We start from the raw sequence: 25596 nt of genomic DNA, 5'->3' as shown, positions 1-25596 counted from the left end.
CCGACGGTACCCGATCCTTAGCAGCTCTAACTACTGATTGAAGACTCCTGCTCAGCGGCTTCCAGCTTCTTCGCCTTCGCGAGGCTGGCCACCGTCGTCACGGTCAGGACCACGACGATGACGCCGAGGGAGACCCAGTTGTTGATGTCCAGCCAGTCCGGGACGACGTGGTACTCGTGCAGCGCGTGCAGGAACAGCTTGGCGCCGATGAAGGCGAGGATCACCGCGAGGCCGTAGGACAGGTACACCAGCTTGGTGACCAGGCCACCGAGCAGGAAGTACAGCTGGCGCAGACCCATCAGCGCGAACGCGTTGGCGGTGAAGACCAGGAAGGCCTCCTGCGTGATACCGAAGATCGCGGGGATCGAGTCGACCGCGAACAGCAGGTCCGCGCTGCCGATCGCGACGATCACCAGGAACATCGGGGTGATCCAGCGCTTGCCGTCCTTCTTCACGAAGGACTTGTGGCCGTGCCACTCTTCGGTGACCGGGAAGAGCTTGCGCACCCAGCGGGTGAGCGCGTTCTCCTCGTACTCCTCTTCTTCGTCCTTGTTGCGGACCATGCTGATCGCGGTCCAGACGAGAACGGCGCCGAAGAGGAAGAAGACCCAGACGAACTGCGCGATCAGCGCGGCGCCCACGGCGATGAACACGCTGCGCATGGCGAGCGCGAGCAGGATGCCGATCAGCAGCACCCGGTGCTGGTGGATCGCGGGCACCTTGAACGACGTCATGATGATCATGAAGATGAACAGGTTGTCGACGCTCAGCGAGTACTCGGTGATGTAACCGGTGAAGAACTGGACACCGTAGTCGTGTCCGGCGAAGACCCAGACGCCGACACCGAACGCGATGGCCACGGCGATGTAGAAGACGACCCACCTGGCGGCTTCGCCGGTGGTGACCTCATGTGGCTTGCGATCGACGATGACCAGGTCCAGCGCGATCAGCGCGAGCAGGCCACCGACCGTGGCGATCCACAGCCACAGGGGAACAGACATGTATCCAACCCTCCGGATAGTGCACAGCAGCAACTAACCGGAGGTCTCTTCCGCCGGTGCGAAACCGGCCGACGGTGCCGGGGGCCTGCGAAGGCCACCGTGCTGACGACACCGCCGCGAAGGAATACTCCCCTCACAGCTGGTCCAGTTTGACCTGTCTGTACGCATGACGCCAGTTAAGGTTGCCCTTGTCACCAAGAAGATGGCGTAACTCCCGTCACACCCACACCTTCTCACTCCATGAGTACCCGTTCCGGTGGCGGCCTAACGCCACCCTTGTGTGGTCCGTGTGTGCCGGGGAAGCGGTTCTCAGCTTCGGTGAAATACGGTCATTCCGTGCCCCGAATCCCGCTCCCTCGCACGCGCAGCGCGAAGCTCACCGCGCTCGCCGCGGTCGTGGTGGTCCTGGCCGCCGCGGCCGTCGTGTGGACGAACAGCGAACCCGCCCCGTCCGCGGTCAGAACCCAGGACGCGACGCTCGACCTGCCCGAAACCCCGGGCTCGTCCGAGGTCGTGAAGATCGACACGACCACGTACCTGCCCGAACAGACCCCGGCTCCGGCCGTCCTGCTCGCCCACGGTTTCGGCGGTGACAAGAACAGTGTCGCCACCGAGGCCCGCGAACTCGCCGAAAAGGGTTTCGTCGTGCTGACCTGGTCCGCGCGCGGTTTCGGCCGCAGCACCGGGAAGATCGCGCTGAACGACCCGGACCGCGAAGTCGCCGACGCCAAGAAGCTGATCGACGGCCTGGCCGCGCGCCCCGAGGTCCTCAGTGAGAACGGCGACCCGAAGGTGGCCGTGTCCGGCGCTTCCTACGGCGGCGCGCTTTCCCTGCTGCTCGCCGGGACCGACAAGCGGGTCGACGCGATCGCGCCGGTGATCACCTACAACGATCTCGCGCAGGGCCTCTTCCCGAACGCGGCCGCCGCGGCCGCGCCGGACGCCACCACCCCGGCCGCCGGCGCGTTCACCGCGGACGGCGTCTTCAAGAAGTCGTGGGCGGGCATCTTCTTCTCCGCCGGTTCCGGCGCGGCGCAGAGCGGCTCCCCCGCCAACGACGCGCCCGAAGCCGGCGACGAGACGAGCGAATCCGGTGCGGCGCAGGGCACCGGCGCGGCGGGTGCCGCGGCGCAGTCACTGCCGCTCGGCGGCCAGAACGGGCAGCGGCCCCCGTCCGGCCCGGCCGACCCTTGTGGACGGTTCACCGCCGACGTCTGCCAGGCGTACACCGAACTCGCCACCACGGGGAAGGCGAGCCAGAAGACGGTCGACCTGCTCCGCCGGGTCTCCCCGGCGTCCGTGACGGACAAGATCACCGTGCCGACCCTGCTGGTGCAGGGTGAAAGTGACACGCTGTTCGGGTTGGACCAGTCCGACGCGACCGCCCGGCAGATCACCGCGGCGGGCGGCAAGGTCCGCACGATCTGGTACACCGGCGGCCACGACGGCGGGAAGCCCGGGCAGAAGCTGCGCGCGCAGATCGCCGACTTCCTCAAGTTCTCCCTCACCGGGCAGGGCACCGATCCCGGCACCGGGTTCAGCTACGACATCCAGGGCACGCTGCGGGCCAACGGCGCCCCCTCGGTCCGGACCGTCACCGCGCCGGCGTACCCGGGAGCGACCGGGGAGGCCACCGAGCGGCGGCAGTTCACTCTGGCGGGTCCGGCCCAGCCGGTCGTGCGGCCCGCCGGCGGCAATCCCGCGGCGGTGAGCGGGATCCCCGGCTTGAACGGAGCGGTGGCGGGTTCGTCCCGGCTTTCCGGACTGTTCAGCCTGGACCCGCCGGGGCAGGCCGCGCAGTTCGCGACACCGCCGCTCGACGCGCAGACGATCGCGGCCGGTTCGTCGACGGTCCGGCTGCAGGTCTCGGCCGATCCGTCCGCCGCGGCTCCGCAGAAAGAAGCCGTCCTGTTCGCGAAGCTCTACGACGTCAACTCGGAAGGTGTCCGGACGCTTCCGGCCAACGCCGTCGCGCCCTTCCGCGTCTCGGGCCTGCCTGCCGACGGCAGCCCGGTCGAGGTGACGGTGACCCTGCCGGGCATCGTGCGGCCCTTGGAGGCCGGGCACACACTGCGGCTGGTCGTCGCCACGACGGACCAGGCGTTCGCGACGCCGGTCGAGCCCGCCGTGTTCCGCATCGGGCTGGCGGACGGCGGACGGCTCGGCGTGCCGGTCGTCCCCGGCACCTCGGTCGGCGCGGGCGCGCCCACCGCGCAGTTGCTCGGGATCGCCGGAACGCTGCTCGCGGGGATCGCGATCACCGTGATCGCCGCGTTCCGCCGCCGCCGTGCCCACGACGTCGACGAGAGCCTGGCGAAGACGCCGCTCGTGATCGAAGGCCTGCGCAAGGCCTACGCGGGTGGGTTCGTCGCGGTGAAGGATCTGTCGTTCCGTGTCGAACCCGGTCAGGTCCTCGGTCTGCTCGGGCCGAACGGCGCAGGTAAGACGACGACCCTGCGCATGCTGATGGGGCTCATCACGCCGACCGCGGGCACCATTCGCGTGTTCGGCCACCTGATCGCGCCCGGCGCGCCGGTGCTTTCCCGGATCGGGTCCTTTGTGGAGGGTTCCGGCTTCCTGCCGCATCTGTCCGGCAAGGAGAACCTGGAGCTGTACTGGGCGAGCACGGGCCGCCCGAAGGAGAAGGCGCATTTCGCCGAGGCACTGGAGATCGCCGGGCTCGGCGACGCGGTGAACCGGCGGGTCCGCACCTACAGCCAGGGCATGCGGCAACGGCTCGCGATCGCGCAGGCGATGCTCGGCCTCCCGGAGCTCATGGTGCTCGACGAACCGACCAACGGGCTCGACCCGCCACAGATCCACCAGATGCGTGAGGTGCTCCAGCGCTACGCGGCGACCGGGCGCACCGTGGTGGTCTCGAGCCACCTGCTGGCCGAGGTCGAGCAGACCTGTACGCACGTGGTCGTGATGCACCGCGGCATGCTGGTCGCCTCGGGTGAGGTCGGCGAACTGGCCGCGTCCAGCGGCGAGGCGACGTTCCGCGTCGACAAGCCCGCCGAAGCGGCCGAAGCGCTGCGGAAGGTCGGCGGTGTTTCCGGCGTCGACGTCGACGGCGAACTGGTCCACGCGGATCTCGACGGTCTCGCCCGCGCCGAGGCGGTCGCCGTCCTGGTGCGGGCCGGGGTCGCGGTCGAGCAGGCCGGGCCGCGGCGCCGTCTGGAAGACGCTTTCCTGCAGCTGGTCGGAGAGGACTCGAAGGGTGAGTAAGACCAATGGTTCCGGCCCGGCGACCCGGGCGGATCACGGCGTGCACACCGATCCTGCGGCACTGCTGGAGCTGACCGAGGTCGCGTCGCACGAACCGACCGAGGTCGGCCCCGACGGCGCGGTGGCGGGGTACCGCGCCGACCGGACGCTGCGGCTCGGCGTCGAACTGAAACGGCAGCTCAAACGGCGCAGGACCCAGCTGATGCTGGGGTTCGTCGCGCTGCTGCCGTTCATCCTGGTGATCGCGTTCGAGATCGGGCAGGCCAACCCGAACCGCCGCAGCGGCGGCTTCGTCGACCTCGCCACCGCGAGCGCGCCGAACTTCGTGGTGCTCGCGCTGTTCGTCTCCGGGACGTTCCTGCTCCCGATGATCGTGGCGTTGTTCTACGGCGACACGATCGCGAGCGAGGCGTCGTGGTCGAGCCTGAAGTACCTGCTCGCGATGCCGGTCCCCCGGCATCGGGTGCTGCGGCAGAAGGCGATCGTCTCCGGCATCCTCTCCGCGGTCGCGCTGATCCTGTTGCCGCTGGTCTCGCTGGTGGTCGGCGTCATCTGGTACGGCGCGGGCGACGCGATCAGCCCGACCGGGGACGCGGTGTCGTTCGGCGACAGCCTCGTCGCCATGGGGCTCGCGACGATCTACATCATCCTGCAGCTGGCGTGGGTGGCCGGTCTGGCGATGCTGCTCTCGGTCGCCACCGACGCCCCGCTGGGCGCCGTCGGCGGCGCGGTGATCGTCGCGATCGTCTCGCAGATCCTCGATCAGATCACCGCGCTGGAAGGGCTGCGCGACTACCTGCCGACGCATTTCGCGTTCTCGTGGATGGACCTGATCTCGACCGACATCGACTGGACGAACATGGCCAACGGCATGCTGTCCGCGGCCTTGTACGGCACGGTGTTCTTCCTTCTGGCGGGCCGCCGGTTCGCGACGAAGGACATCACCAGCTGAGAGCGTTTCCGTACCGGAAAAGCACCGGGGTCCACCGGGAAGACGAAATCCTCTTCCCTGGTGGGCCCCGGTTTTCACTGGCCGTGGCGACCTTCACCCATTAGCGCCGGTAACCGGTGTTTCATGCGCATGAGAACATCGATTTTCCGATCATCGACTCATTGGGTGAAAACCTCGCATTCATCTTCGGGGACCTCCGGGAAATCCTTATCTTCAGTGGAAAGGTGCCGACGCGAGCGGAAAGCGGGGATGTCACCATGACCCAGTCAGTCGAGACTCCGGTCCGAGAATTCTCTCTTGATTGGACCATGAGCGCCGGAAAGGGCGGCCGGGTCGGCTTCGCCGTCTCTGGCCAGGTGACGCTTCTCGACAACAATCGGTTCTACAAGATCGACGGGGTCCTCTACATCTCCGAGGGCAGCGCCTACTGCCGCGAGATCGGCAACCCGCATCTTTTCGTCCGGCGCAACGGCGTCGAAGAGAGCGGCAGGCAGTGGGGCTGGGAGACGATCTGCAACCGCAAGTCCTGCGCCAGGCTGTGTTCGATGGACGCCTACTTCGTGCGCACCGGCTACTGGGCGCCCGCCGACCGCGCCATCCAGCTCAGCATCGGCGCCGAGACCGGCTGGAACCGCAAGCGGTCCTTCAGCCCGACGGTCACCGTGCAGCTGCGGGATTAGCGGTCCACTGTAGATCCCCGCGGGCTCGGGTACGGTCGGGGCCATGGCCACCTCCTCGATCCGCGTGGACGACGAAGGCGGGATCGCCGTCGTCACCCTCCAGCACGGCAAGGCGAACACCCTCGACACCGAGTTCTGCCAGGAACTGATCGTCCGGCTCGAAGACGTCCAGCTCGCCGGCCATCGCGGTGTCGTGCTGACCGGGACCGGCGGCATCTTCTCGGCGGGTGTCGACCTGCGGCGGGTGCACGACGGCGGCGCGGCCTATCTCGAGGACTTCCTGCCCGCGCTGTCGGACGCGTTCCTCTCGGTCTTCGGTTTCCCCGGCCCGGTGGTCGCGGCCGTCAACGGGCACGCGATCGCCGGCGGGGCGGTGCTCGCCGCCGCCTGCGACCGCCGTGTCCTCGCCGACGGACCCGGCCGGATCGGGATCACCGAGCTGCTCGTCGGCGTGCCGTTCCCGTTGGCGGCGCTGGAGATCCTGCGGTCCGGGTTCGGCGCGGACGTCCTCGCCGAACTCGCGTTCCTCGGCGAGACCCATCTGCCCGCGGACGCGCTCCGGCTCGGCCTGGTGAACGAGGTGACCGCGCCCGGGAACGTAGTCGAACGGGCGGTGGAGGTGGCCCGGAAGCTCGCCGAGATCCCGGCCGCCGCGTACGCGCACACGAAGGCGCAGCTGCACCGGCCGTTCCACGAGCGGATCGCCGAGCACCGCACCGGCGACGACGCCCACGTCCTCGACCTGTGGAGCTCCCCCGAGGCGCTCGCGGCCATCAAGGCCTACGTCGACCGGGTGCTCAGCGGCCAGGCCTGATCTTCGGGCTCGACCGGATAGGCGATTGCCCACCGGCGGGGACTCTGTGAGTATCCGACCGCTCAACAGGTCCCGATGGGGAGGGCATGGATGCGGAAGCTCACGGCCGCGTGGTCGGTTCTGGCGACAACCGTTCTCGCACTGGCCGGGCTGACCCCGGCCGCGCAGGCGGCACCCGGCGACATCGAGGACGCGCTCGGGCGGATACCCGGGCTGACCGTCGTCTCGGAGAACCCGGCGCCGACCGGGTACCGGTTCTTCAAACTCACCTACACCCAGCCGGTCGACCACCGCAGGCCCGACCGTGGCACGTTCCAGCAGCGGTTCACGTTGCTGCACAAGGAATTCCGGTCGCCGACCGTGATGTACACGAGCGGGTACAACGTCTCGCAATCGCCCAACCGCTCGGAGCCGACCCAGATCGTCGACGGCAACCAGCTCTCCATGGAGTACCGGTTCTTCACCCCCTCCCGGCCGGACCATCCGGACTGGGGCAAGCAGCTGACGATCTGGCAGGCCGCCGCCGATCAGCACCGCGCCGTCGAGGCGTTCAAGCGGATCTATCCGGGCAAGTGGCTCGCGACGGGCGGCAGCAAGGGCGGCATGACGGCGACCTACTTCCGTAGGTTTTTCCCGGACGACGTCGACGCGACGATCCCGTACGTCGCGCCCAACGACGTCATCAACGCGCACGACCGCTACAACCGGTTCCTGGCGAACGTCGGCGACGATCCGGCCTGCCGGTCGGCGCTGAAGGCGATCCAGCGTGACGTGCTGACCCGGCGTCCCGAGTTCGCGGCGCTCGCCGCCGAAGACGCGGCCAAGAACGGCTACACGTTCAAGACCGTCGGCTCGGCGGACGTGTCACTGGAGATCTCCGTGATCGACTCGTACTTCGCCTTCTGGCAGTACCAGAGGCAGTCGGACTGCGCGACGATCCCGAAGGCGGGTGCTCCGGCGGCGGAGATCTATGCCTGGTTCGAACGCGTCGAGAGCCTCAACACCTACTCCGATCAGAACCTCGAGATCTACGTCCCGTACTACTTCCAGGCGGCTTACCAGCTCGGCGCCCCCGAGTCCTACGAAGGCTATCTGCGGGATCTGCTGCGCTACCCGGGCTCCAACGTGTCGCGGACGTTCGTGCCGGAATCGGTCGACATCCCGCGGTTCGACCATCTGGCGATGCCGGACATCGACTTCTGGGTGAAGTCCCAGGGGAAGCGGCTGATGTTCGTCAACGGCGAGAACGACCCGTGGAGCGCGGAGCCGTTCAAGCTCGGCTTCGGCACGAAGGACTCCTACAGCTACACGGTGCCGGGCGGGAACCACGGCGCCCGGATCGCGCAGCTTCCCGCCGCCCAGGCCGCCGAAGCGACGAACACCGTGCGGCGGTGGGCGGGTCTGCCTCCGGTCTCGCCGGGTGTCAGCACGCGTTCGGTACCCGCCGGGTTCCCGGACTTCGACGCCGACCTGACCATGCTGGAACGCCGTCGCCTCTGACCCTCACGCGTTTCGTCCTCTGATCGCGGTACTTGCACGCGCAAGGATCGCGATCAGAGGACGAAATACGGCTACTTGATGCCGGCCGCGTCCATGCCGCGGAGCTCCTTCTTGAGGTCCGCGACCTCGTCCCGCAGCCGGGCGGCCAGCTCGAACTGCAGGTCGCGCGCGGCCTGCATCATCTGGTCGGTCATCTGCTGGATGAGATCCGCCAGCTCGGCGCGCGGCATCCCGGCGACGTCCTTGTCGGCGAGCATCCCGGAGCTGCGCACGCGATCGCCCTGCTCGGGCTTCTTGCCGCGCGAAGCGTTTCGGCCCGAGCCGCCGACGGCGACGGACTCCGTGTCCTCGGCCTCGCTGTAGACGCGGTCCAGGATGTCGGCGATCTTCTTCCGCAGCGGCTGCGGGTCGACACCCCGTTCCTTGTTGTAGGCGACCTGCTTGGCGCGGCGGCGATCGGTCTCGTCGATGGCGTGCTGCATCGAGTCGGTGATCTTGTCCGCGTACATGTGCACCTCGCCCGACACGTTTCGGGCGGCGCGGCCGATCGTCTGGATCAGCGACGTGCCACTGCGGAGGAAGCCCTCCTTGTCCGCGTCGAGGATCGCGACCAGCGAAACCTCGGGCAGGTCGAGACCCTCACGGAGCAGGTTGATGCCGACCAGCACGTCGTAATCGCCCGCGCGCAGCTGTCGCAGCAGCTCGACCCGCCGCAGCGTGTCCACCTCGGAGTGCAGGTACCGCACCCGGATGCCCAGCTCCAGCAGGTAGTCGGTGAGGTCCTCGGACATCTTCTTGGTGAGCGTGGTGACCAGGACGCGCTCGTCCTTCTCGGCCCGCTCGCGGATCTCGTGCACCAGGTCGTCGATCTGGCCCTCGGTGGGCTTCACGACCACCTTCGGGTCGACGAGGCCGGTCGGGCGGATGACCTGCTCGACGAACTCGCCGCCCGCCTGCCCCATCTCGTACGGCCCCGGCGTCGCCGAGAGGTACACCGTCTGCCCGATCCGGTCGGTGAACTCCTCCCAGGTCAGCGGGCGGTTGTCGACCGCGCTGGGCAGCCGGAACCCGAAGTCGACCAGGTTCCGCTTCCGCGACATGTCACCTTCGAACATGCCGCCGATCTGCGGGACGGTCTGGTGCGACTCGTCGATGACCAGCAGGAAGTCTTCCGGGAAGTAGTCGATGAGGGTCGCGGGCGCGGTGCCGGCGCCGCGGCCGTCGATATGCCGCGAGTAGTTCTCGATGCCGGAGCAGAACCCGACCTGGCGCATCATCTCGATGTCGTACGCGGTGCGCATCCGCAGCCGCTGGGCCTCGAGCAGTTTGCCCTGCTTCTCCAGCTCGGCCAGCCGCTCCTCGAGCTCGGCCTCGATGCCGCCGATGGCCTTCTCCATCCGCTCCGGGCCCGCCACGTAGTGGGTGGCCGGGAAGATGCGGACCTCGTCGACCTCTTTGACGATGTCTCCGGTGAGGGGGTGCAGGTAGTACAGCTTCTCGATCTCGTCGCCGAAGAACTCGACGCGGATCGCCAGCTCCTCGTACGCCGGGATGATCTCGACCGTGTCCCCGCGGGCGCGGAAGGTGCCACGCGCGAAGGCGATGTCGTTACGGGTGTACTGCACGTCCACCAGTGCGCGGAGGAAGACGTCCCGGTCGAGCTGCTCGCCGACCTTCAGCTTCGTCGACCGGTCGAGGTACGACTGCGGCGTGCCCAGACCGTAGATGCACGAGACACTCGCGACCACGATGACGTCGCGCCGGGACAGCAGGTTCATCGTCGCCGAGTGCCGCAGCCGCTCGACGTCGTCGTTGATCGACGAGTCCTTCTCGATGTAGGTGTCCGTCTGCGCGATGTACGCCTCGGGCTGGTAGTAGTCGTAGTAGCTGACGAAGTATTCGACCGCGTTGTGCGGGAACAGCTCCCTCAGCTCGTTCGCCAGCTGCGCGGCGAGCGTCTTGTTCGGCGCCATCACCAGGGTCGGACGCTGGACGCGCTCGATCAGCCAGGCCGTCGTCGCCGACTTGCCGGTACCCGTGGCGCCGAGCAGCACGACGTCCTTCTCGCCCGCGTTGATCCGGCGTTCGAGCTCGTCGATGGCCGCCGGCTGGTCACCGGCGGGTTTGTACTCGCTGACCACCTCGAACCGGCCGCCGGTCCGGGGGATGTCCGTGACGGGGCGGAAGTCCGACTGGGCGAGCACGGGGTGTTCGGTTGCGAAAGCCACGTCCTCAAGAGTAAGCGCTGGGTCCGACAGTTTCCGTTTCGCCTGGTCGGATCAGCAGTTACAGTCGCAGCAGTTACAGCAGTCACAACCGTCACAGTTGTTGTTGCACCAGGCCTCGTGGGGCTTCCCGCTCCACGCCCCGGGGAACGGGTCGCGGCAGCAGAACTGGCACGAACAGCACATATAGGTCGCCACCGCGCAACCCAAGAAGAACCCCCTCGGCTGGGCGGGCACCCGGAACTTCGGCGTCCAGCAGCAACCGCCCTGACCGTCGGTCGGCGGGCCGCCGTGCTTCCGCTTCTTCTTCGGCGGCTCCTGCGGCGGGCCGCTGCCGGGAGCGCCCGGCGGCGGAGGCGGCGCCTGGTAGCCGCCCTGCGGGTACTGCTGGGGCGGATAAGGCTGGTGGGGATGCTGCTGCGGCTGGGGACCGGGCCCGATCCAGCCCGGCGGCGGCTGCTGCGGACCATGGCCGTGCCCGGTGAGGTTGTGCCCGAACGCACGGCGCACCGCCTGCCGCAGTTCGTGGACCAGGAGGGCGTGCACCAGCTTGGGCTGATCGAACCGCACCTCGCGAAGGGCGAGTTCGACGCCGAGCACGGCGTCGTCGCACAGCCGCCGAGCCTCGGAGAGCCCGGTCCCGGTGGCCGTCAGCGGGTTCCACGCACCGGCGGCCTCGTCCTCCGCGAGGTCCTCGACGGCGTCGAGCAGATGCGCGGCCCTGCCGAACAGGCGGCCGGCCTCGGCCAGCGGCGCCGCGTTCTCCGGGCGGCCCGCCAGGACCGCGGTGTGCGCGAACGCGGCCGCCGTCGCCAGTTCGGCGGGTTCGGTGGCGAGGACGGCCGAATCACCGAGGCGGACGGCGTTTTCGATCTCGGCCTGCCGGTCGACGGCCTCGGTCAGGACCGCCGTGTCGAAGCCGACGCGGATCCCCGTGCGGCTCCCCTGATCCGCCCAGCGCGTCGCGACCCGCCTCGCGGCGAGTGCGACGGAACGCCGCCCGAAGGCACCGTCACGGTCCTCGACGTGGTCGTTGATCTTGGCCGACGCCAGCACGAGGGAGACCGCCGCCGCGAGCTGGGCGCCGCCACCCTTCGCGACCGAAGTCCCCTTCATCGCCCGAAGCGGGCAAGGGCCGGCGTCGCGACGTCCTTCCGCGCGCGGCGACTGGGCTTCGACGAGCGCCGAGATGATCAGCCCGTCATAGTTCGTCACCATTCGGGCGAGATGTCCGTGTTCGTCCCGCAACGCCAGGCAGAGACCGCAGAGATGGGCGAGCCAGTCCGCGTGCAGCCCCGCGGACAGCCGATGGCGGCACGGCCTGATGATTCCGAACATGCGTCGACTCCCCACTCACCCCTATGGCGGAACCAGCGCACCTTATCCGGCCGGGCGCCGCTACTCCCCCGGAACCCGCAAACCGTGATCGTCCACCCGGTTGGGCGGTGTTCGCGGGCGGCGCCGCCTTCCAAGATGGGCGCATGACCGCGCTGCATCCGCCCAAGGTCGAGTACTTCGACCCGGCCGCGAAGACCAACACGGACCCCAAGGGCATCGTGAGGGACGTCGAGGAATATCGCGAAGAGCCCTTCGGCCTGTACATGGCGCGGCCGACGCCGGGGCGGACCCAGTTCCACTACCTCGAGTCCTGGCTGCTGCCGGATCTCGGCCTGCGGATCACCGACTTCTGGTTCACCCCCGGCCACGAACGCGATCAGGACTTCTACCTCGACGTCGTCGACATCCGCCGCGAGAACGGCGTCTGGGTGGCCACCGATCTCTATCTCGACCTCGTCCTGCGGGACAAGAAATCCGTCCAGGTGATCGACACCGACGAACTCCTCGCCGCGGTCACCGCCGGGCTGCTGTCCCCCGCCGACGGCGAACGCGCGCTCGGCGTCAGCCACACGACGGTCGACGGACTGGCCACGCACGGCCATGACCTGCGCGGCTGGCTGTCCACAAAGGACATCTCACTCGGCTGGCGACGGCACTGACCCCTCGCATCCATCGATCGGTTGATCCTGGCTCATCCCTTGGGTGAGTCGATCCTGACCGGCCGATGGATACCCGGAGGTTCGGTGCCGCGGGACTCTCGATCAAGGGCGTAACCGATCGAGAGGGGGCGGATACCCGTGGTCATCGAGGCCGAGGGACACCGGGAACGGTCCGGTGGGCGAGAACGCACGGAGGTCGCGTCGTTCGCCAGGGCACCGGTGCTGGTGATCGCCGGGGCGATGGGGGCGGTCCTCGCGGCGACGGCCGATCGCTACGGCTATTTCGGCGACGAGTTGTACTTCCTGGCGGCCGGTCGGCATCTGGACTGGGGGTATGCCGACCAACCGCCGCTGTTGCCGCTGCTGGCGCGCCTGATGGACGCGTTCGGTGCCGATTCACCGTTCGTCCTGCGGATCCCGGCGATGCTGGCGATGGTGGCGGGTGTCGTGCTGACCGCGCTCATCGCCAGGGAACTGGGCGGCGGCCGCAAAGCGCAGGCCATCGCGGCGGCGACGTTCGCGGTGTCCATCCAAATGCTCGGCAGCGGGCACTACCTGGCGACCAGCACGATCGACCCGTTCCTGTGGACGCTGCTGCTCTGGCTGCTCGTCCGCTGGGTGCGGACCCGCACGGACAGGCTCCTGGTCTGGGCCGGCGTGGTGACCGGCGTCGCACTGAACACGAAGTTCCTCGTCGGGGGCTTTTGGGTCGTCGTACTGGCCGCCGCGGTGGCGGTCGGGCCCCGTGATCTCGTCCGCCGTCCGGCGCTGTGGCTCGGCGCGTCGATCGCCGCCGCGATGATCGCGCCCACCCTCGTCTGGCAGGCGGCGAACGGATGGCCGCAGCTGACCATGGGCGCGGCGATCTCCCAGGAGGTCTCGGAAGGCTGGGGCGGGCGGGTCACCTTCGTCCCGACGCTGGTGCTGAGCGCCGGAGTACCGGTGGGCGCGATCCTGGTCTGCTATGGACTGTGGCGCCTGCTGCGGTCCGAACGCCTGCGGCCGTACCGGTTTCTCGGCTGGACCGCGCTCGGCGTCCTCGCCCTGTTCCTGCTGGCGAACGGGCGCTACTACTACGCGGCCGGGATGTTCGCCCCGCTGTTCGCCGCGGCGGCGGTGGAGATCGAGGCGGGCCGGGCGTCGAAGTACTGGCGCTGGGTCGCCACCTGGCCGGTGTACCTCGTGGCCGCGGTGATCGCGATCCCGCAGGCACTCCCGATCCTCCCGCGTGCGGACCTGGCGAGCGCTCCGATGTGGGCGCGGCCGATCTTCGCCGTCGAAGAGGTCGGCTGGCGGGAGGTCACGGAGTCGGTGGCGCGGGTGTACCGGACCGTTCCCGATCCGTCCCGGACCGGTGTCGTCACGGCGAAGTACTGGCAGGCCGGTGCCATCGACCACTATGGACCGGAGCTCGGGCTTCCGTCGCCGTCGAGCCCGAACCGCGGCTACGTGACGCTGCCGAGGCCGCCGGAATCGGCACGGGACATCCTGTTCGTCGGGAACGACCCTTCGGGGCTTGTGCCGTACTTCACGCAGGTGCGTGAGGTCGGCGCGCTCGACAACGGGGCCGGGATCGAGAACGTGAGTCAGGGCATGAAGATCTGGCTGGCCACCGGCCGGAACGGGACTTGGGACACGGTGTGGCCGAAACTCGCGGACTGGGGCTTCTGAGCCTCACCGGTCCTCTCACGACCGACGCGCCACGCCGGTGGCACGTAAGGTGCGAGAGGACCGGCACCCGAGGGATCTGCGAGGAATGGATGGAAGCCGCCCGCGCGGCCGAAACACCGACCGTGTCCAGTGCGGCGTTCGCCCGGCTCCCGGTGGGGCTCCTCGCCGCCGCGGCCGCGGCCGTCCTGATGGCGACGGCATGGCGCTACGGCTACTTCGGCGACGAACTGTACTTCCTCTCCGCGGGCAAGCGGCTAGCCTGGGGTTACGCGGACCAGCCGCCAGTGCTCCCGGCCCTGGCACTGGCGATGGACACGCTCGCGCCCGGCAACGTCTTCGTCTTCCGCCTCCCCGCCGTCGTCGCGACGGCCGCCGGTGTCGTGTTCACCGGGCTCATCGCCTACGAGATGGGCGGGGACCGCCGGGCGCAGACCCGCGCCGCCGCCGCGTACGCGATCTGCGGCCAGTTCCTCGGCAGCGGGCACTACCTGGCCACCTCGACGATCGACCCGGCGCTGTGGACGCTCATCGCGTGGCTGCTCGTGCGGTGGATGCGCACCCGCGACGACGATCTGCTGCTGTGGCTGGGCGTGGCGACGGCCGTCGCGCTGAACGTCAAGCTCCTGATCGCGACGTTCTGGGTCGCCGCCGGGGTCGCGATCCTGCTCTTCGGGCCACGGGATCTCCTGCGCAGGCCCAAACTCTGGCTCGGCGCGGGAATCGCCGCGCTCTCACTCGTCCCCACCCTCTGGTGGCAGGCCGCGAACGGCTGGCCGCAACTGGAGATGGGCGACGTCATCGCGCACGAGACCACCGGCGGCTGGAGCGGCCGCGCCGGATTCCTGCCCGCCCTGCTGACCGGCGCCGGGCTCGGCATCGGTGTCGTCGGTGTCCTTTATGGACTTGTAGTCCTGCTGTTCTCGTCAAGGCTGCGCGAGTACCGGTTCCTCGGCTGGACAGCGGTCGGCGTGATCGCACTGTTCATCCTGTCGAACGGCCGGTACTACTACGCGGCGGGCATGTTCGGCGTCCTGTGGGCGGGCGCCGCCGTCCACTTCGGACGGTTGCGGCCGTCCTGGTGGTTCCGCTGGATCCCGACCTGGCCGGTGTTCCTGCTTTCCGCGCTGTACACGCTCCCGTACGCGCTGCCGGTGTGGCCGTCCGCCTGGCTCGCGGAGGGCCGGGACGTCCCGCGGCCGGCGTACGCGCTGGAGGAGATCGGCTGGCCGGACCTCGCCCGTTCCGTCGCGGACGCCTATCACCGGCTCCCGCCGGAACAGCGGGCGCGCACCACGCTCGTCACGGCGGGGTACTGGCAGGCCGGAGCGCTGGACCGGTACGGCGCCGGCTACGGGCTCCCCGCCGTGTACAGCCCCAGCCGGGGGTTCTGGTACTTCGGACATCCGCCCGAGACCGCGGACAGCGTCCTGTTCGTCGGACCGGATCCGGCGCGGCTGCTGCGTTCGTTCACCGACGCCCGGATCGTCTCCCGCGTGGACAACGCGGCAGGCGTCCGCAACGTGAGCCGGGGGATGCCGATCTGGCTGGTCACCGGCCACACCGAAACCTGGGCCGCGGCGTGGCCCGGCCTGAGAGAATTCCGGGTATGACCAGGTCTACGGGGTCCAGCCGGTCGAGTCCGCCCACGCGTCGGCGCGGGTGAAGGCCGCGTCGACCCAGCCCTGTTTCTCGTCGGTGTACCGCTCGACCGTCCCGTCGCCGGAGTGCTTCGCGGCCATGGCGTTCTTGACCGCGGCGTAGGCGTCGCGCTCGTCGGGGTTCTGCCGCAGCCATTCCGGGAACAGCAGCGCGAGCCGCCAGGCAGGCGTCTCCTGGGAGCGGACGTGCAGGTTGACCGGGCGGCGGGGGTCGCCACCGAAGTGGAACCGCTTCGGCCAGGTGCCCTCTTCACCGTGCGCGTCGTCGAACCACTCCCCTTCCGCCCGCGGGAACCCCGCGTCGGAGAGGGCCTCGGCCAGTTCGTCGGCCTTGTCCAAAGTGGACACCGTCAGCTGGAGGTCGAGGATGTTCTTGGCGGGCAGGCCCGGCACGGACGTCGAACCGATGTGATCGACCCGCACGGCGTTGTCACCCACCACCACGCGGATCCGCGCGAGCGCACGCTCGGCCTGCACGGGCCAGGTTTCGTCGTACGGCGCGATCTTCGGCGACATCGGCGCACGCGGCTTGCGGAGCCGGACGTTCGCCTCGAACGGGGTCAGCCTGTCCGCCCACAGCGCGTCGACCTCGGCGAGCACGATGTCGGGCGCACCGCTGTTGTCGAACCAGACGTCGGCCACCGCCCGGCGCTGATCGGTCGTGGCCTGCGCCTTGATCCTGGCGCGCGCGTCGTTCTCGGCCATCCCCCGCGCCTCGACCAGGCGGCGGACCCGGACCTCCTCCGGCGCGTCGACCATGACGACGAGGTGGTACATCGGCGCGAGTCCGCCTTCGACCAGCAGCGGGATGTCGTGGACGATGATCGCGTCCGGCGCCGCGGCCGCCATCAGCTCGGCCGTCCTGGCGCCGACCCGCGGATGGACGATCGAGTTCAGCCGCTTGCGGGACTCTTCGCCGGCGAACGCCTTGGCGGCGAGCGCGGCCCGGTCCAGCGCGCCGTCGGCGGCGAGGATGTCTTCCCCGAACGCCTCGACGAGTTCGGCGAGCCCCGGTGTCCCCGGCTCGACGACCTCCCTGGCGATCTTGTCGGAGTCGATGAGGACGGCGCCGTGCTCGGAAAGCCGGTTCGCCACCGTCGATTTTCCGGCGCCGATCCCGCCGGTCAGGCCCACACGCAGCATGTCGATCAGCCTAGTGGCGCGACCTGGGCCGACCGCGCAGGGTCACAGGATGCGCACATCCGGCACAGACGGAGACAAAAGGCAAGTTCATAGTGACGCGAGACTCAACCTTTATGGGTGACACGCCGTGCGGTTACCGCGCTTCGGGAGCTTGATTGCGTACCGTGCGCGGCGAAGGTAGCCCACACGGAGGAACGATGGCAGACGGTAAGCACGTCGGAAGGCACCGGCTCGGAACGCCGGGCCTGGTGCACTGTGTCCTCCATCGTCCCGTGGCCGACGCCCTCGCCGAATACCGGCGCACGTGGCTGAGCGCGCTCCTCGTTCCCGCCAAGCACAGCTTCGCCGGACTCCGCCGCAAGGCCCGCGCCGCGGCGCTCGAACGCATCTGGGTGCCGTCGGTCCCGTCCGTCCGGACCGCCACCTCCTGACCCCCGCTCTCCCCTACCGCATTTAGTCCTCTAAATGCGGTAGTTGCGCGTGCAAGGAACGCGTCCAGAGGACTGAACGCGGACAAGGCTGAGCGCGGACAAAGAAAGCGGCCCCGGTCCGTGATGGACCGGGGCCGCTGTCTGTCAGCTAGTGGCTGAGCGCCTGGATCAGGCAGCGCCGCCCGACAGCTTCTCGCGGAGAGCCGCGAGCTGCTCGTCGCTGGCGAGCGTGCCACCACTCTTGGCCTCGGCCGGAGCGGAGGTGTAGCTCTGCTCGCCCGAGTCGCTGGAGGTGACACCGGTCGCGGCGTCCGCGGCGGCTTCGGCGTCGGCCTCGGCTGCCTTCTGGACCTGCTTCATGTGAGCCTCGTAGCGGGTGTGAGCCTCGGCGTACTGACGCTCCCACTCCTCACGCTGCTTGTCGAAGCCTTCCTGCCACTCCTGGGTGTCCGGGTCGAAGCCTTCGGGGTAGATGTAGTTGCCCTCGGCGTCGTACTCGGCGGCCATGCCGTACTGGGTGGGGTCGAACTCGGTCTCCGGCGTGACGCCCTCGTTCGCCTGCTTCAGCGACAGCGAGATGCGACGACGCTCGAGGTCGATGTCGATGACCTTGACCATCACGTCGCCGTTGACCTGGACGACCTGCTCCGGGATCTCCACGTGGCGCTCGGCCAGCTCGGAGATGTGCACCAGGCCCTCGATGCCCTCCTCGACGCGCACGAACGCACCGAACGGGACGAGCTTGGTGACCTTGCCCGGCACGATCTGGCCGATCGCGTGGGTGCGGGCGAACTGACGCCACGGGTCTTCCTGGGTCGCCTTCAGCGACAGCGAGACACGCTCGCGGTCCATGTCGACGTCCAGAACCTCGACCGTGACCTCCTGGCCGACCTCGACGACCTCGGACGGGTGGTCGATGTGCTTCCAGGACAGCTCGGAGACGTGCACCAGGCCGTCGACGCCACCCAGGTCCACGAAGGCACCGAAGTTGACGATGGACGACACGACGCCCTTGCGGACCTGGCCCTTGGCGAGCGCGTTGAGGAACTCGCTGCGCACCTCGGACTGGGTCTGCTCCAGGTAGGCGCGGCGGGACAGGACCACGTTGTTGCGGTTCTTGTCCAGCTCGATGATCTTCGCCTCGAGCTCGCGGCCGACGTACGGCTGCAGGTCGCGCACGCGGCGCATCTCGACCAGCGACGCCGGCAGGAAGCCGCGCAGGCCGATGTCCAGGATGAGGCCGCCCTTGACGACCTCGATGACGGTGCCCTTGACGGGCTCGTCCTTCTCCTTGAGCTCCTCGATCGTGCCCCAGGCGCGCTCGTACTGCGCGCGCTTCTTGGACAGGATCAGACGGCCTTCCTTGTCCTCCTTCTGGAGGACCAGGGCTTCGACCTCATCGCCGACGGTGACAACCTCAGCCGGGTCGACATCGTGCTTGATGGAGAGCTCGCGCGAGGGGATGACACCCTCGGTCTTGTAGCCGATGTCGAGCAGGACCTCGTCACGGTCGACCTTGACGATGGTTCCTTCGACGATGTCGCCATCGTTGAAGTACTTGATCGTCTTGTCGATCGCTGCGAGGAAATCTTCCTCCGACCCGATGTCGTTGATAGCGACCTGCGGGGCCCCAATGGGGGCGGTCGGGGCGGTGGCGGTGTCGGTCGTCATTAGGCGGGTTGCTCCGGTGGATGGGAAGTAGTGGGTTTGCGGTTAGGGCACCATGGGCTCTTCCGACATGAGGCGACCACATAAGCAAACGTCCACAGGGAACGACCGCGAGCATCACCGCATCCGGTACGCGACCCCCTGACCCGGACGCTGAGCGAACCGGGGGAAAGAGTAGCGCGAACCCACTGCGCTAACAGATATCCTACGCGGCCCCCTGTACACGGCACAATCAGGGTCGCCCCCACGATCACGGCGGGCGGATAAACTGTCCCGCGAAGCCCTGACCTGGGGAAAGGATATCGGTTTGAGCCAGCAGTCCGTCACCGAGCCCGAACGGCACGCAGAGGCCGAGGAGCGGCTCGGCACCGCGGGGGTCGCCTACCGGGCGGTCTCGGCGCCGGAGGCCACCGCCGCGAACCTGGCGTGGTGGGACGCCGACGCCGACGACTACCAGGCGACCCACGGCGGCTTCCTCGGCGACGCGGACTTCGTCTGGTGCCCCGAGGGCGTCCGCGAGGCCGACGTCGCGCTTCTGGGTGAAGTCGGCGGCAAGCGGATCCTCGAGGTCGGCTGCGGACAGGCGGCGTGCTCGCGCTGGCTCGCCGCGCAGGGCGCCGACGCGGTGGCGACCGATCTGTCGGGCGGCATGCTCCGGCACGCGAAAGAGGGCAACGAGCGCACCGGCACCCCCGTCCCGCTCGTGCAGGCGACGGCGGAGTCGCTCCCGTTCGCCGACGCGAGCTTCGACGCGGCCTGCTCGGCCTTCGGCGCGGTCCCGTTCGTGGCCTCGGTGGACGTCGTGTTCGCCGAGGTGCACCGGGTGCTCCGCCCGGGGGCCCGGTGGGTGTTCTCGGTGACCCATCCGATGCGCTGGATCTTCCCCGACGACCCCGGTCCGCTGGGCCTCACCGTCACCCAGCCGTATTTCGACCGCACGCCCTACGTCGAGGTCGACGAAGAGGGCGTCGCGACCTACGTCGAGTACCACCGCACCCTCGGCGACTACGTCCGCGCGCTCGCCGACTCCGGGTTCGCGCTGACCGACCTCATCGAGCCCGCCTGGCCGGAGGGCCACTCCCGCACGTGGGGGCAGTGGAGCCCGTTGCGCGGCAAGCTCTTCCCCGGCACGGCGATCTTCTGCACCCAGCGGGGATGACCCCGGCGGCGGAGCGGCAGCGGGCGCGGTTCGCCGCGCTCGACCCGCTGCTCCCGCCGCCACCCCCGCTCCCGGCCGGAGAACCCGTCGAGGCGGGCGGTGCCTTCGGGACGATCGCGCACGTGCGGTTCGCGGCGGGTTCCTGGCAACGGCTCTGGAGCCCGGCCCATCTGCAGATCCTCTCCGCGATCCTCCCGCTCGACGCCGGCGCGGGGATGAGCGCGCTGCTATCAGCGTGGCGCGAGCGGATCGCGCTCGCCGACGCCGAACCCGATTCGTCGTGCACGGTCACCTGGCCCAGCCGTGACGTCGCGGTGTCACGGGCCCTGCTCGACCACGGGCTCGCGCCACAACTCGCGCTGGCCGTCCGGTCGCCCGCGGCGGGCGAGGCGTATTCCGTGCCCGGCGTGACCGTCCGCGCGTCGACCCGCGGCGACCTGGAAGAGATCGTCGGCCTGCGCTTCGAAGAACTCCGCTACACCTCGCTGGTCGGCCACGGTGTCGTCCGGCCGGGGGCCGAGGCCCTGCTCGCGGAGGAGGTCCGGCGCGGCCTGCAGTTCGGCGGCCGCGTCTGGATCGCCGAAGAGGAAGGCGTCACGGTGGGGATGGTGACCAGCGGGAAGCGCTCCCCCATCCCCGGCGACGCGCTCGCCGGGCGGCTGCCGCCGGGCGAATGGGGTTACGTCGGAACGCTCGCGGTGACCGCGGCCGCGAGAGGGCGAGGGATCGGGCGCGCGCTGACCGCCGTCGCGCACGACGAGCTGTTCTCGCCGTCACTGCGCGGTACCTTCGTCTCGTACAATCCGGCCAATCCGCTCTCCCCGGTGTTCTGGCACCGGCAGGGTTATCGTCCACTGTGGACGACGTGGGCCGCCTGCCCCGCCGCGGCCCTGCGGTAGCGGCCGACCCGGGGGACGGGATGGAAATCGAGAAGACGTTGTTCGACGCGCACCGCGCCAGGTTCGCCGCGCTCGACCGGCTCCTGCCCGAAGCCGCGCCGCCCCCGGTCGGCGGCGAGCGCGTGGACGCCGCCACGGCGGCGGGTGTCCAGGTCACCGGGGTGGTGCAACGTCAGCTGCACGGTCCGGACGACGTCACCCTGCTCTGGTCGGCCGCCGACGCGCGGCAGCTGTTCCCGTTCGTCGGCACCACCGGCACCGAGGGCATGGACGTGCTGCTGCGCGCGTGGCGGACACGGATGGACGCCGAGACCCCCGGCGAGGATTCGTCCTGCGTGATCAACTGGCCGAGCCGGGACGCCGAGGCGATCCGCGCCTTCCTCGACCACGGGCTGGTGCCGATGTCCGCGCTCGCCGTGCGCACCGGCCGCCATCGCGACGATCCGGGCGCCGACGGCGTGACCGTCCGCCGGGCCCGGCAAGAGGACTTCGACACCCTGCTCGGGCTGGCCGTGTCGACGCACGACTACATCGGCCAGGTCGCCACCCGGTACCGCCCGAACGCCGCCGAACTGCTCGCCCCGGCGCTGGAACTCGCCCTCGACAAGGACCGCCCGCTGCTGTGGCTGGCCGAACGGGACGCCCGGATCGCCGCGTTCGCGCACGGCGCCTGGATCACCTCGTCACCGGGTTCGGCCGAGGCCGAGCTGCTCCCCCACGGCCGCTGGGGGTACGTCAACAACGTCGTCACCGTTCCCGCCCTGCGCGGGAGCGGCCTCGGCCGCACACTGATGGCGGCGGTGCACGAGGAGTTCGCCGCGGGCGGGGCGGACGGCACGTACCTCTACTACAACCCGACCAACCCGCTTTCTTCGGTGTTCTGGCACCGGCAGGGTTATCGTCCACTGTGGACGTCCTGGGAGGTCCATCCGGCTTGGGCCCTGCGTTAACCCGTCCGGTTTGCGGGGGTTTCGTCACTCTTGCGTGTGACGTGGGCCCCCCACGGTTGTGCACCTCCCAGGTCAGGGCTAACTTTTGAACTGACCAGTCAGTTTAAAGTTCCGTGTCACCGACCTGGGAGTTCTTCGTGCGGGTTCAAGCCGACAGGGTGTCCGTGACCGGACCCCACGGCACGTTGCTGTCGCCTACTTCGCTCACCGTTTCGGGCGGTGAGCTGGCGATCGTGCACGGCGAGCCAGGGGTCGGCGTCACCGCCTTCGGGCTGGCGCTGGCGGGCAGGCTGAAGCCCGCCACCGGGACGGTGACCGTCGAGGGCGGCGACCCGCGGAAGGTCGTGGCGATCGTCGACGCCCCCGGCGTGAGCGAGCCGGACGGCGCGTTGTCGTTGCAGGTCGTCGTCGGGGAGGAACTCGAACTGGCGAAGCGCCCGGCGAACAAGGCGGCCGTCGCGAGCTGGCTGGCCGAGCACGACGCCGCCGCTTTCGCCACCACCCGCTTCGAGAACCTCGAACCGGTGACGCGCACGCGGCTGCTCACCGCGCTCGCCGCGGACCGCAAGGGGGTCGGCGTCCTCGTGCTCGACACCCCGGACCGGCACACCAGCGACGTCGACAGCTGGGCGAAGCTCGCCCGCGAGCACGCCGAACGCGGCCTCGCCGTCATCGTGCTGACCGCCACCACCCCGATTTCGGCCCTGCCGGAGAAACCCGCCCGCTGCGGCGCCCTCGACCAGCCCGACCCGGTGCGCTGCGCGCCCGTCGAGCCCGAGCCCGCCGAAACCGCGGAGATCGAAAAGACTTCAGGAGACCAGGAATGAACCCCGTCCGGATCGCCGCCAACGAGCTGCGCCGGCTGAGCAGCGGCACCCTGCCGAAGCTCGCCATGGCCGCACTCGTCCTGGTGCCGCTGCTCTACGCGTCCTTCTACCTCTACGCGAACTACGACCCGTACTCGCGCCTGGACAAGCTGCCCGCCGCCGTCTTCACCGCCGACACCGGCGCGAAGGACTCGGCGGGTGCGGAACGCAACGTCGGCCGCGAGGTCACCGACGAACTGGTCAAGTCCGGCACCTTCCAGTGGCATGAGGTCTCGCCTGAGGAGGCGGCGAAGGGCGTCCGCGACGACAAGTACTCGTTCGCGATCGGCATCCCGCGCGACTTCTCCACCGCGCTGCTGTCCTCGGGCAACTTCCAGCCCCAGCAGGCGACGATCACGCTGACCACCAACGACGCGAACAACTATCTGTCCGGGACCATCGCGAAACAGGTGGCCGAACAGGTCCGCAAGACGATCGCGGAGAAGGTCGGCAGCGAGGCCGCGGACAAGTTCCTGGTCGGGTTCTCCACGATCTACGGCAAGATCCAGGAAGCCTCGACCGGCGCTTCGCAACTCGCCGACGGCGCCGGCAAGCTCAAGTCTGGCCAGCAGCAACTCGCGGACGGCGCCTCCCAGCTCGCCTCCGGCAGCTCCCAGCTGGCGACCGGGCTCGGCACCCTGAAATCCAGTACCGCCCAGCTCCCCGCGCAGACGCAGAAGCTCGCCGACGGCGCCGGTCAGGTCGCCGACGGGAACCAGAAGGTCGCCGACGCCGCCTCGCTCGCGGCGACGGCCTCCGGGGACATCCAGGCCAAACTCGACGGATACCGCACCCAGCTCGCGCAGGACCTGCGCGACGCCGGCCTCCCCGAGACGAAGGTCCAGGAGATCCTGAGCCGCCTCGACACGCTCCGGTCACCGGTCGACCAGGCGAACACGAAGATCCAGGGCGCGAACAGCCAGCTCGCCCAGCTCGCGTCCGGCGCGCGGCAGGTGTCCGACGGCGCGCACCAGCTGGCCTCGGCCACCCCGCAGCTCACCAGCGGCATCGCGCAGGCCGCCGACGCGTCGAACCAGATCCGTGACGGCGCCGCGAAGCTGAACGACGGCGAGAAGTCCGCGGTCACCGGCACGAACCAGCTCTCCGACGGCGCGGTGCAACTGCGCGACGGGCTCGCCGCCGGGCTCAAGGAGATCCCGAACCCGGACGACCCCACCCGCGCGGCGACCGCCAACACCATCGCCGACCCGGTGGCGGTCAACTCCTCGGGCGTCGCCTCGGCCGGGACCTATGGCGCCGGTCTCGCTCCGTTCTTCATCTCGCTCGCGACCTGGATCGGCGCGTTCGTGCTGTTCCTGTTGCTGCGCCCGCTCTCGACCCGCGCGCTGACGGCCGGCGCGTCGCCGTTCAAGGTCGCGCTCGGCGGCTGGCTGTCCTCGGCGCTGCTCGGGATCGCGCAGGTGATCGTGCTGTTCGGCGCGGTGACCTGGCTGGTCGGCATCGACGTCGCGCATCCGCTCGGCGCGATCGGGTTCGCCGTGCTGGTGTCGCTGACCTTCACGTCCGTGGTGCACGCGCTCAACGCGTTCTTCGGCGCCGTCGGGAAGTTCCTCGGCCTGGTGCTGCTGGTGCTTCAGCTGGTGAGCGCGGGCGGCACGTTCCCGTGGCAGACCATCCCGGACGCGTTGTACCCGTTGCACATCGTGCTGCCGATGGGTTACGCGATCGACGGGTTCCGGCACCTGCTCTACAGTGGCGCCTCGATGGAGATCCTCGGTGACATCGGCGTCCTGGTCGCGTATCTCGTCGGCGGGATCCTGGTCTCGACGCTGGCGGCGCGGAAACGGCGCACCTGGACGGTTTCGGCGCTGAAACCCGAGCTGGCGTTGTGAGTCCCCGGGGCGAGGCGACGAAGCAGAAGCTGTTCGAGGCGACGCTGCGGCTGTCCGCCAGCCGCGGCCTCGTCGGGCTGACGGTGGACGACATCGCGGCCGAGGCGAAGGTCGCGAAGGGCACCGTCTACTACAACTTCGGCAGCAAGGACGGTCTTGTCGACGCGCTGCTGCGCTACGGCGTCGGAGTTCTCGCGGACCGGCTGCGCGCGGCCACCGGCGACGGCGACCCGATGGACGTCATCGAGTCGCAAGTGGACGGTGCGCTGGAGTTCATCGCCGAATACCCCGGTTTCTCGCAGATCCTGGTGAGCGAGATGTGGCGTACGCCCGGCACCTGGCACGAGACGCTGACGTTGCTGCGCGAGGAGATCATCTCGATCGTGCGCGAACAGCTCCACCGGCTGGACGCCGCCGGGCGGCTGCCCGACGGCGTCCAGATCCCGACGGCGGCGGCCGGGTTGTTCGGCACGATGCTGGTGGTCGCCCTCGACTGGCAGGTGTTCCAGCCGAAGCGGACGCGGGCCGACGTGCGGGAATCGGTGATGGTGCTGATCCGGGGCCTCGGCCGCTAGGCTCCGGCCTCCCGGGCCCACTTCAGCTTGACCTCGAAGTTGCCCTCCAGGCCCGTTTTCGCGATGACCGCGCCCGCCTGCGCGGTCAGCTTGACGCCGAACTTGAGCTCGACCTCGTCCGGTCCCCTGGTCATCGACCGGAAGGTGTCGAGTGCCGCCACGGCCGCGTCCTTGACGTTCGCGAGCGCCGCTTCGAAGGACCCCTTGGCGTCCTCGACCAGGTCGTCACGCCGGGAGACCCGGGCGGTTCCGGGGACCGGGTCGATCTCGACGACCACCGAACCGCCGCCTTCGAGGGGGAACCGCGCCAGGTCGTTCACCGATGC

General features: G+C 69.4%; 21 protein-coding genes. 15 read left to right on the top strand and 6 right to left on the bottom strand.

All coding sequences use genetic code 11. The features are described 5' to 3' along the window. Nucleotides 1–26: 26 nt before the first annotated feature. Nucleotides 27–1001 (bottom strand): TerC family protein, encoded by a 975-nt coding sequence (locus DMH01_RS34520; RefSeq protein ID WP_125682285.1) that lies wholly within the window; start codon nucleotides 999–1001, stop codon nucleotides 27–29. Nucleotides 1002–1319: 318 nt separating this feature from the next. Here DMH01_RS34520 and DMH01_RS34515 point away from each other — a divergent pair, with 318 nt between their 5' ends. The 5 genes from DMH01_RS34515 (at nucleotide 1320) to DMH01_RS34495 (ending at nucleotide 8175) form a co-directional block, all read left to right on the top strand. Further along, nucleotides 1320–4229 carry an alpha/beta fold hydrolase gene (locus DMH01_RS34515; RefSeq protein WP_199745733.1) on the top strand — a complete coding sequence of 970 codons (2910 nt, stop codon included), beginning with the start codon at nucleotides 1320–1322 and terminating at the stop codon, nucleotides 4227–4229. Next, nucleotides 4222–5181 carry an ABC transporter permease gene (locus DMH01_RS34510; protein WP_052121043.1) on the top strand — a complete coding sequence of 320 codons (960 nt, stop codon included), beginning with the start codon at nucleotides 4222–4224 and terminating at the stop codon, nucleotides 5179–5181. Before DMH01_RS34515 ends, DMH01_RS34510 begins: the two co-directional genes overlap by 8 nt. 257 nt (nucleotides 5182–5438) lie before the next feature. Then, on the top strand, nucleotides 5439–5861 hold the full coding sequence (locus tag DMH01_RS34505) for a hypothetical protein (RefSeq protein ID WP_125682281.1): 423 nt from the start codon (nucleotides 5439–5441) through the stop codon (nucleotides 5859–5861). A gap of 43 nt (nucleotides 5862–5904) precedes the next feature. Beyond that, a complete protein-coding gene (locus DMH01_RS34500; protein ID WP_125682279.1) occupies nucleotides 5905–6675 on the top strand; it encodes an enoyl-CoA hydratase/isomerase family protein in 771 nt (256 codons plus the stop codon). A gap of 90 nt (nucleotides 6676–6765) precedes the next feature. Further along, nucleotides 6766–8175 (top strand): S28 family serine protease, encoded by a 1410-nt coding sequence (locus DMH01_RS34495; protein WP_125682278.1) that lies wholly within the window; start codon nucleotides 6766–6768, stop codon nucleotides 8173–8175. Nucleotides 8176–8246: 71 nt separating this feature from the next. On the opposite strand, the gene uvrB is transcribed toward DMH01_RS34495, so the two are convergent. Beyond that, on the bottom strand, nucleotides 8247–10403 hold the full coding sequence (gene uvrB, locus DMH01_RS34490; protein WP_125682276.1) for an excinuclease ABC subunit UvrB: 2157 nt from the start codon (nucleotides 10401–10403) through the stop codon (nucleotides 8247–8249). 51 nt (nucleotides 10404–10454) lie between these two features. Further along, nucleotides 10455–11738, bottom strand: a complete 1284-nt coding sequence (locus tag DMH01_RS34485) for a DUF5685 family protein (protein WP_125682274.1) — start codon at nucleotides 11736–11738, stop codon at nucleotides 10455–10457. 143 nt (nucleotides 11739–11881) lie between these two features. Between DMH01_RS34485 and DMH01_RS34480 the strand changes: the two genes are divergently transcribed. The 3 genes from DMH01_RS34480 to DMH01_RS34470 all read left to right on the top strand — a co-directional run bounded on the left by DMH01_RS34480 (nucleotide 11882) and on the right by DMH01_RS34470 (nucleotide 15678). After that, the gene (locus tag DMH01_RS34480) at nucleotides 11882–12397 is read left to right on the top strand and encodes a DUF402 domain-containing protein (protein ID WP_125682272.1); all 516 of its coding nucleotides are present in this window, start codon (nucleotides 11882–11884) and stop codon (nucleotides 12395–12397) included. 138 nt (nucleotides 12398–12535) lie between these two features. Further along, nucleotides 12536–14068 carry a glycosyltransferase family 39 protein gene (locus DMH01_RS34475; RefSeq protein ID WP_125682270.1) on the top strand — a complete coding sequence of 511 codons (1533 nt, stop codon included), beginning with the start codon at nucleotides 12536–12538 and terminating at the stop codon, nucleotides 14066–14068. Nucleotides 14069–14157: 89 nt separating this feature from the next. Further along, on the top strand, nucleotides 14158–15678 hold the full coding sequence (locus DMH01_RS34470) for a glycosyltransferase family 39 protein (protein ID WP_125682268.1): 1521 nt from the start codon (nucleotides 14158–14160) through the stop codon (nucleotides 15676–15678). Between the two features lie 6 nt (nucleotides 15679–15684). Here the strand turns inward: DMH01_RS34470 and coaE are convergent, their stop codons facing one another. Continuing rightward, nucleotides 15685–16869, bottom strand: a complete 1185-nt coding sequence (gene coaE / locus DMH01_RS34465) for a dephospho-CoA kinase (RefSeq protein WP_125682266.1) — start codon at nucleotides 16867–16869, stop codon at nucleotides 15685–15687. Between the two features lie 197 nt (nucleotides 16870–17066). Here coaE and DMH01_RS34460 point away from each other — a divergent pair, with 197 nt between their 5' ends. After that, nucleotides 17067–17300 (top strand): hypothetical protein, encoded by a 234-nt coding sequence (locus DMH01_RS34460; protein WP_125682264.1) that lies wholly within the window; start codon nucleotides 17067–17069, stop codon nucleotides 17298–17300. A gap of 168 nt (nucleotides 17301–17468) precedes the next feature. On the opposite strand, the gene rpsA is transcribed toward DMH01_RS34460, so the two are convergent. Further along, on the bottom strand, nucleotides 17469–18971 hold the full coding sequence (rpsA, locus tag DMH01_RS34455) for a 30S ribosomal protein S1 (RefSeq protein ID WP_125682262.1): 1503 nt from the start codon (nucleotides 18969–18971) through the stop codon (nucleotides 17469–17471). A gap of 304 nt (nucleotides 18972–19275) precedes the next feature. Here rpsA and DMH01_RS34450 point away from each other — a divergent pair, with 304 nt between their 5' ends. From DMH01_RS34450 to DMH01_RS34425, 6 genes are all read left to right on the top strand, one after another. Then, complete coding sequence (locus tag DMH01_RS34450) at nucleotides 19276–20127, top strand: class I SAM-dependent methyltransferase (RefSeq protein WP_125682259.1); 852 nt, start codon at nucleotides 19276–19278, stop codon at nucleotides 20125–20127. Beyond that, a complete protein-coding gene (locus DMH01_RS34445; RefSeq protein ID WP_125682257.1) occupies nucleotides 20124–21026 on the top strand; it encodes a GNAT family N-acetyltransferase in 903 nt (300 codons plus the stop codon). Before DMH01_RS34450 ends, DMH01_RS34445 begins: the two co-directional genes overlap by 4 nt. Before the next feature lie 20 nt (nucleotides 21027–21046). Beyond that, complete coding sequence (locus tag DMH01_RS34440) at nucleotides 21047–21976, top strand: GNAT family N-acetyltransferase (protein WP_125682255.1); 930 nt, start codon at nucleotides 21047–21049, stop codon at nucleotides 21974–21976. A 137-nt stretch (nucleotides 21977–22113) separates the two neighbouring features. Further along, nucleotides 22114–22803, top strand: coding sequence for an ABC transporter ATP-binding protein (locus tag DMH01_RS34435; RefSeq protein ID WP_125682253.1), 690 nt, complete (start codon nucleotides 22114–22116; stop codon nucleotides 22801–22803). Then, nucleotides 22800–24695: a YhgE/Pip domain-containing protein gene (locus DMH01_RS34430; protein WP_125682252.1), complete on the top strand. Its 1896-nt coding sequence runs from the start codon at nucleotides 22800–22802 to the stop codon at nucleotides 24693–24695. Before DMH01_RS34435 ends, DMH01_RS34430 begins: the two co-directional genes overlap by 4 nt. Further along, entirely contained in the window at nucleotides 24692–25270 is a 579-nt protein-coding gene (locus tag DMH01_RS34425; RefSeq protein ID WP_034315955.1) for a TetR/AcrR family transcriptional regulator, read from the top strand. The genes DMH01_RS34430 and DMH01_RS34425 overlap by 4 nt, the downstream gene beginning before the upstream one ends. Here DMH01_RS34425 and DMH01_RS34420 read toward each other — a convergent pair. Then, nucleotides 25267–25590: a CU044_2847 family protein gene (locus DMH01_RS34420; RefSeq protein ID WP_125682250.1), complete on the bottom strand. Its 324-nt coding sequence runs from the start codon at nucleotides 25588–25590 to the stop codon at nucleotides 25267–25269. The genes DMH01_RS34425 and DMH01_RS34420 overlap by 4 nt on opposite strands. Nucleotides 25591–25596 lie beyond the last annotated feature (6 nt).

This window comes from Amycolatopsis sp. WAC 04182, assembly GCF_003947465.1.
Lineage (GTDB): Bacteria > Actinomycetota > Actinomycetes > Mycobacteriales > Pseudonocardiaceae > Amycolatopsis.
This window is presented reverse-complemented; position numbering and strand designations above follow the sequence as displayed.

What these genes read in the sequence shown, in the direction of transcription:
- DMH01_RS34495 (WP_125682278.1), top strand. Translation starts at nt 6,766, where the DNA reads ATGCGGAAGCTCACGGCCGCGTGGTCGGTTCTGGCGACAACCGTTCTC.
- DMH01_RS34440 (WP_125682255.1), top strand. Translation starts at nt 21,047, where the DNA reads ATGGAAATCGAGAAGACGTTGTTCGACGCGCACCGCGCCAGGTTCGCC.
- DMH01_RS34500 (WP_125682279.1), top strand. Translation starts at nt 5,905, where the DNA reads ATGGCCACCTCCTCGATCCGCGTGGACGACGAAGGCGGGATCGCCGTC.
- coaE (WP_125682266.1), bottom strand. Translation starts at nt 16,869, where the DNA reads ATGCTGCGTGTGGGCCTGACCGGCGGGATCGGCGCCGGAAAATCGACG.
- DMH01_RS34505 (WP_125682281.1), top strand. Translation starts at nt 5,439, where the DNA reads ATGACCCAGTCAGTCGAGACTCCGGTCCGAGAATTCTCTCTTGATTGG.
- DMH01_RS34480 (WP_125682272.1), top strand. Translation starts at nt 11,882, where the DNA reads ATGACCGCGCTGCATCCGCCCAAGGTCGAGTACTTCGACCCGGCCGCG.
- DMH01_RS34430 (WP_125682252.1), top strand. Translation starts at nt 22,800, where the DNA reads ATGAACCCCGTCCGGATCGCCGCCAACGAGCTGCGCCGGCTGAGCAGC.
- DMH01_RS34460 (WP_125682264.1), top strand. Translation starts at nt 17,067, where the DNA reads ATGGCAGACGGTAAGCACGTCGGAAGGCACCGGCTCGGAACGCCGGGC.
- DMH01_RS34445 (WP_125682257.1), top strand. Translation starts at nt 20,124, where the DNA reads ATGACCCCGGCGGCGGAGCGGCAGCGGGCGCGGTTCGCCGCGCTCGAC.
- DMH01_RS34470 (WP_125682268.1), top strand. Translation starts at nt 14,158, where the DNA reads ATGGAAGCCGCCCGCGCGGCCGAAACACCGACCGTGTCCAGTGCGGCG.
- DMH01_RS34520 (WP_125682285.1), bottom strand. Translation starts at nt 1,001, where the DNA reads ATGTCTGTTCCCCTGTGGCTGTGGATCGCCACGGTCGGTGGCCTGCTC.
- DMH01_RS34485 (WP_125682274.1), bottom strand. Translation starts at nt 11,738, where the DNA reads ATGTTCGGAATCATCAGGCCGTGCCGCCATCGGCTGTCCGCGGGGCTG.
- rpsA (WP_125682262.1), bottom strand. Translation starts at nt 18,971, where the DNA reads ATGACGACCGACACCGCCACCGCCCCGACCGCCCCCATTGGGGCCCCG.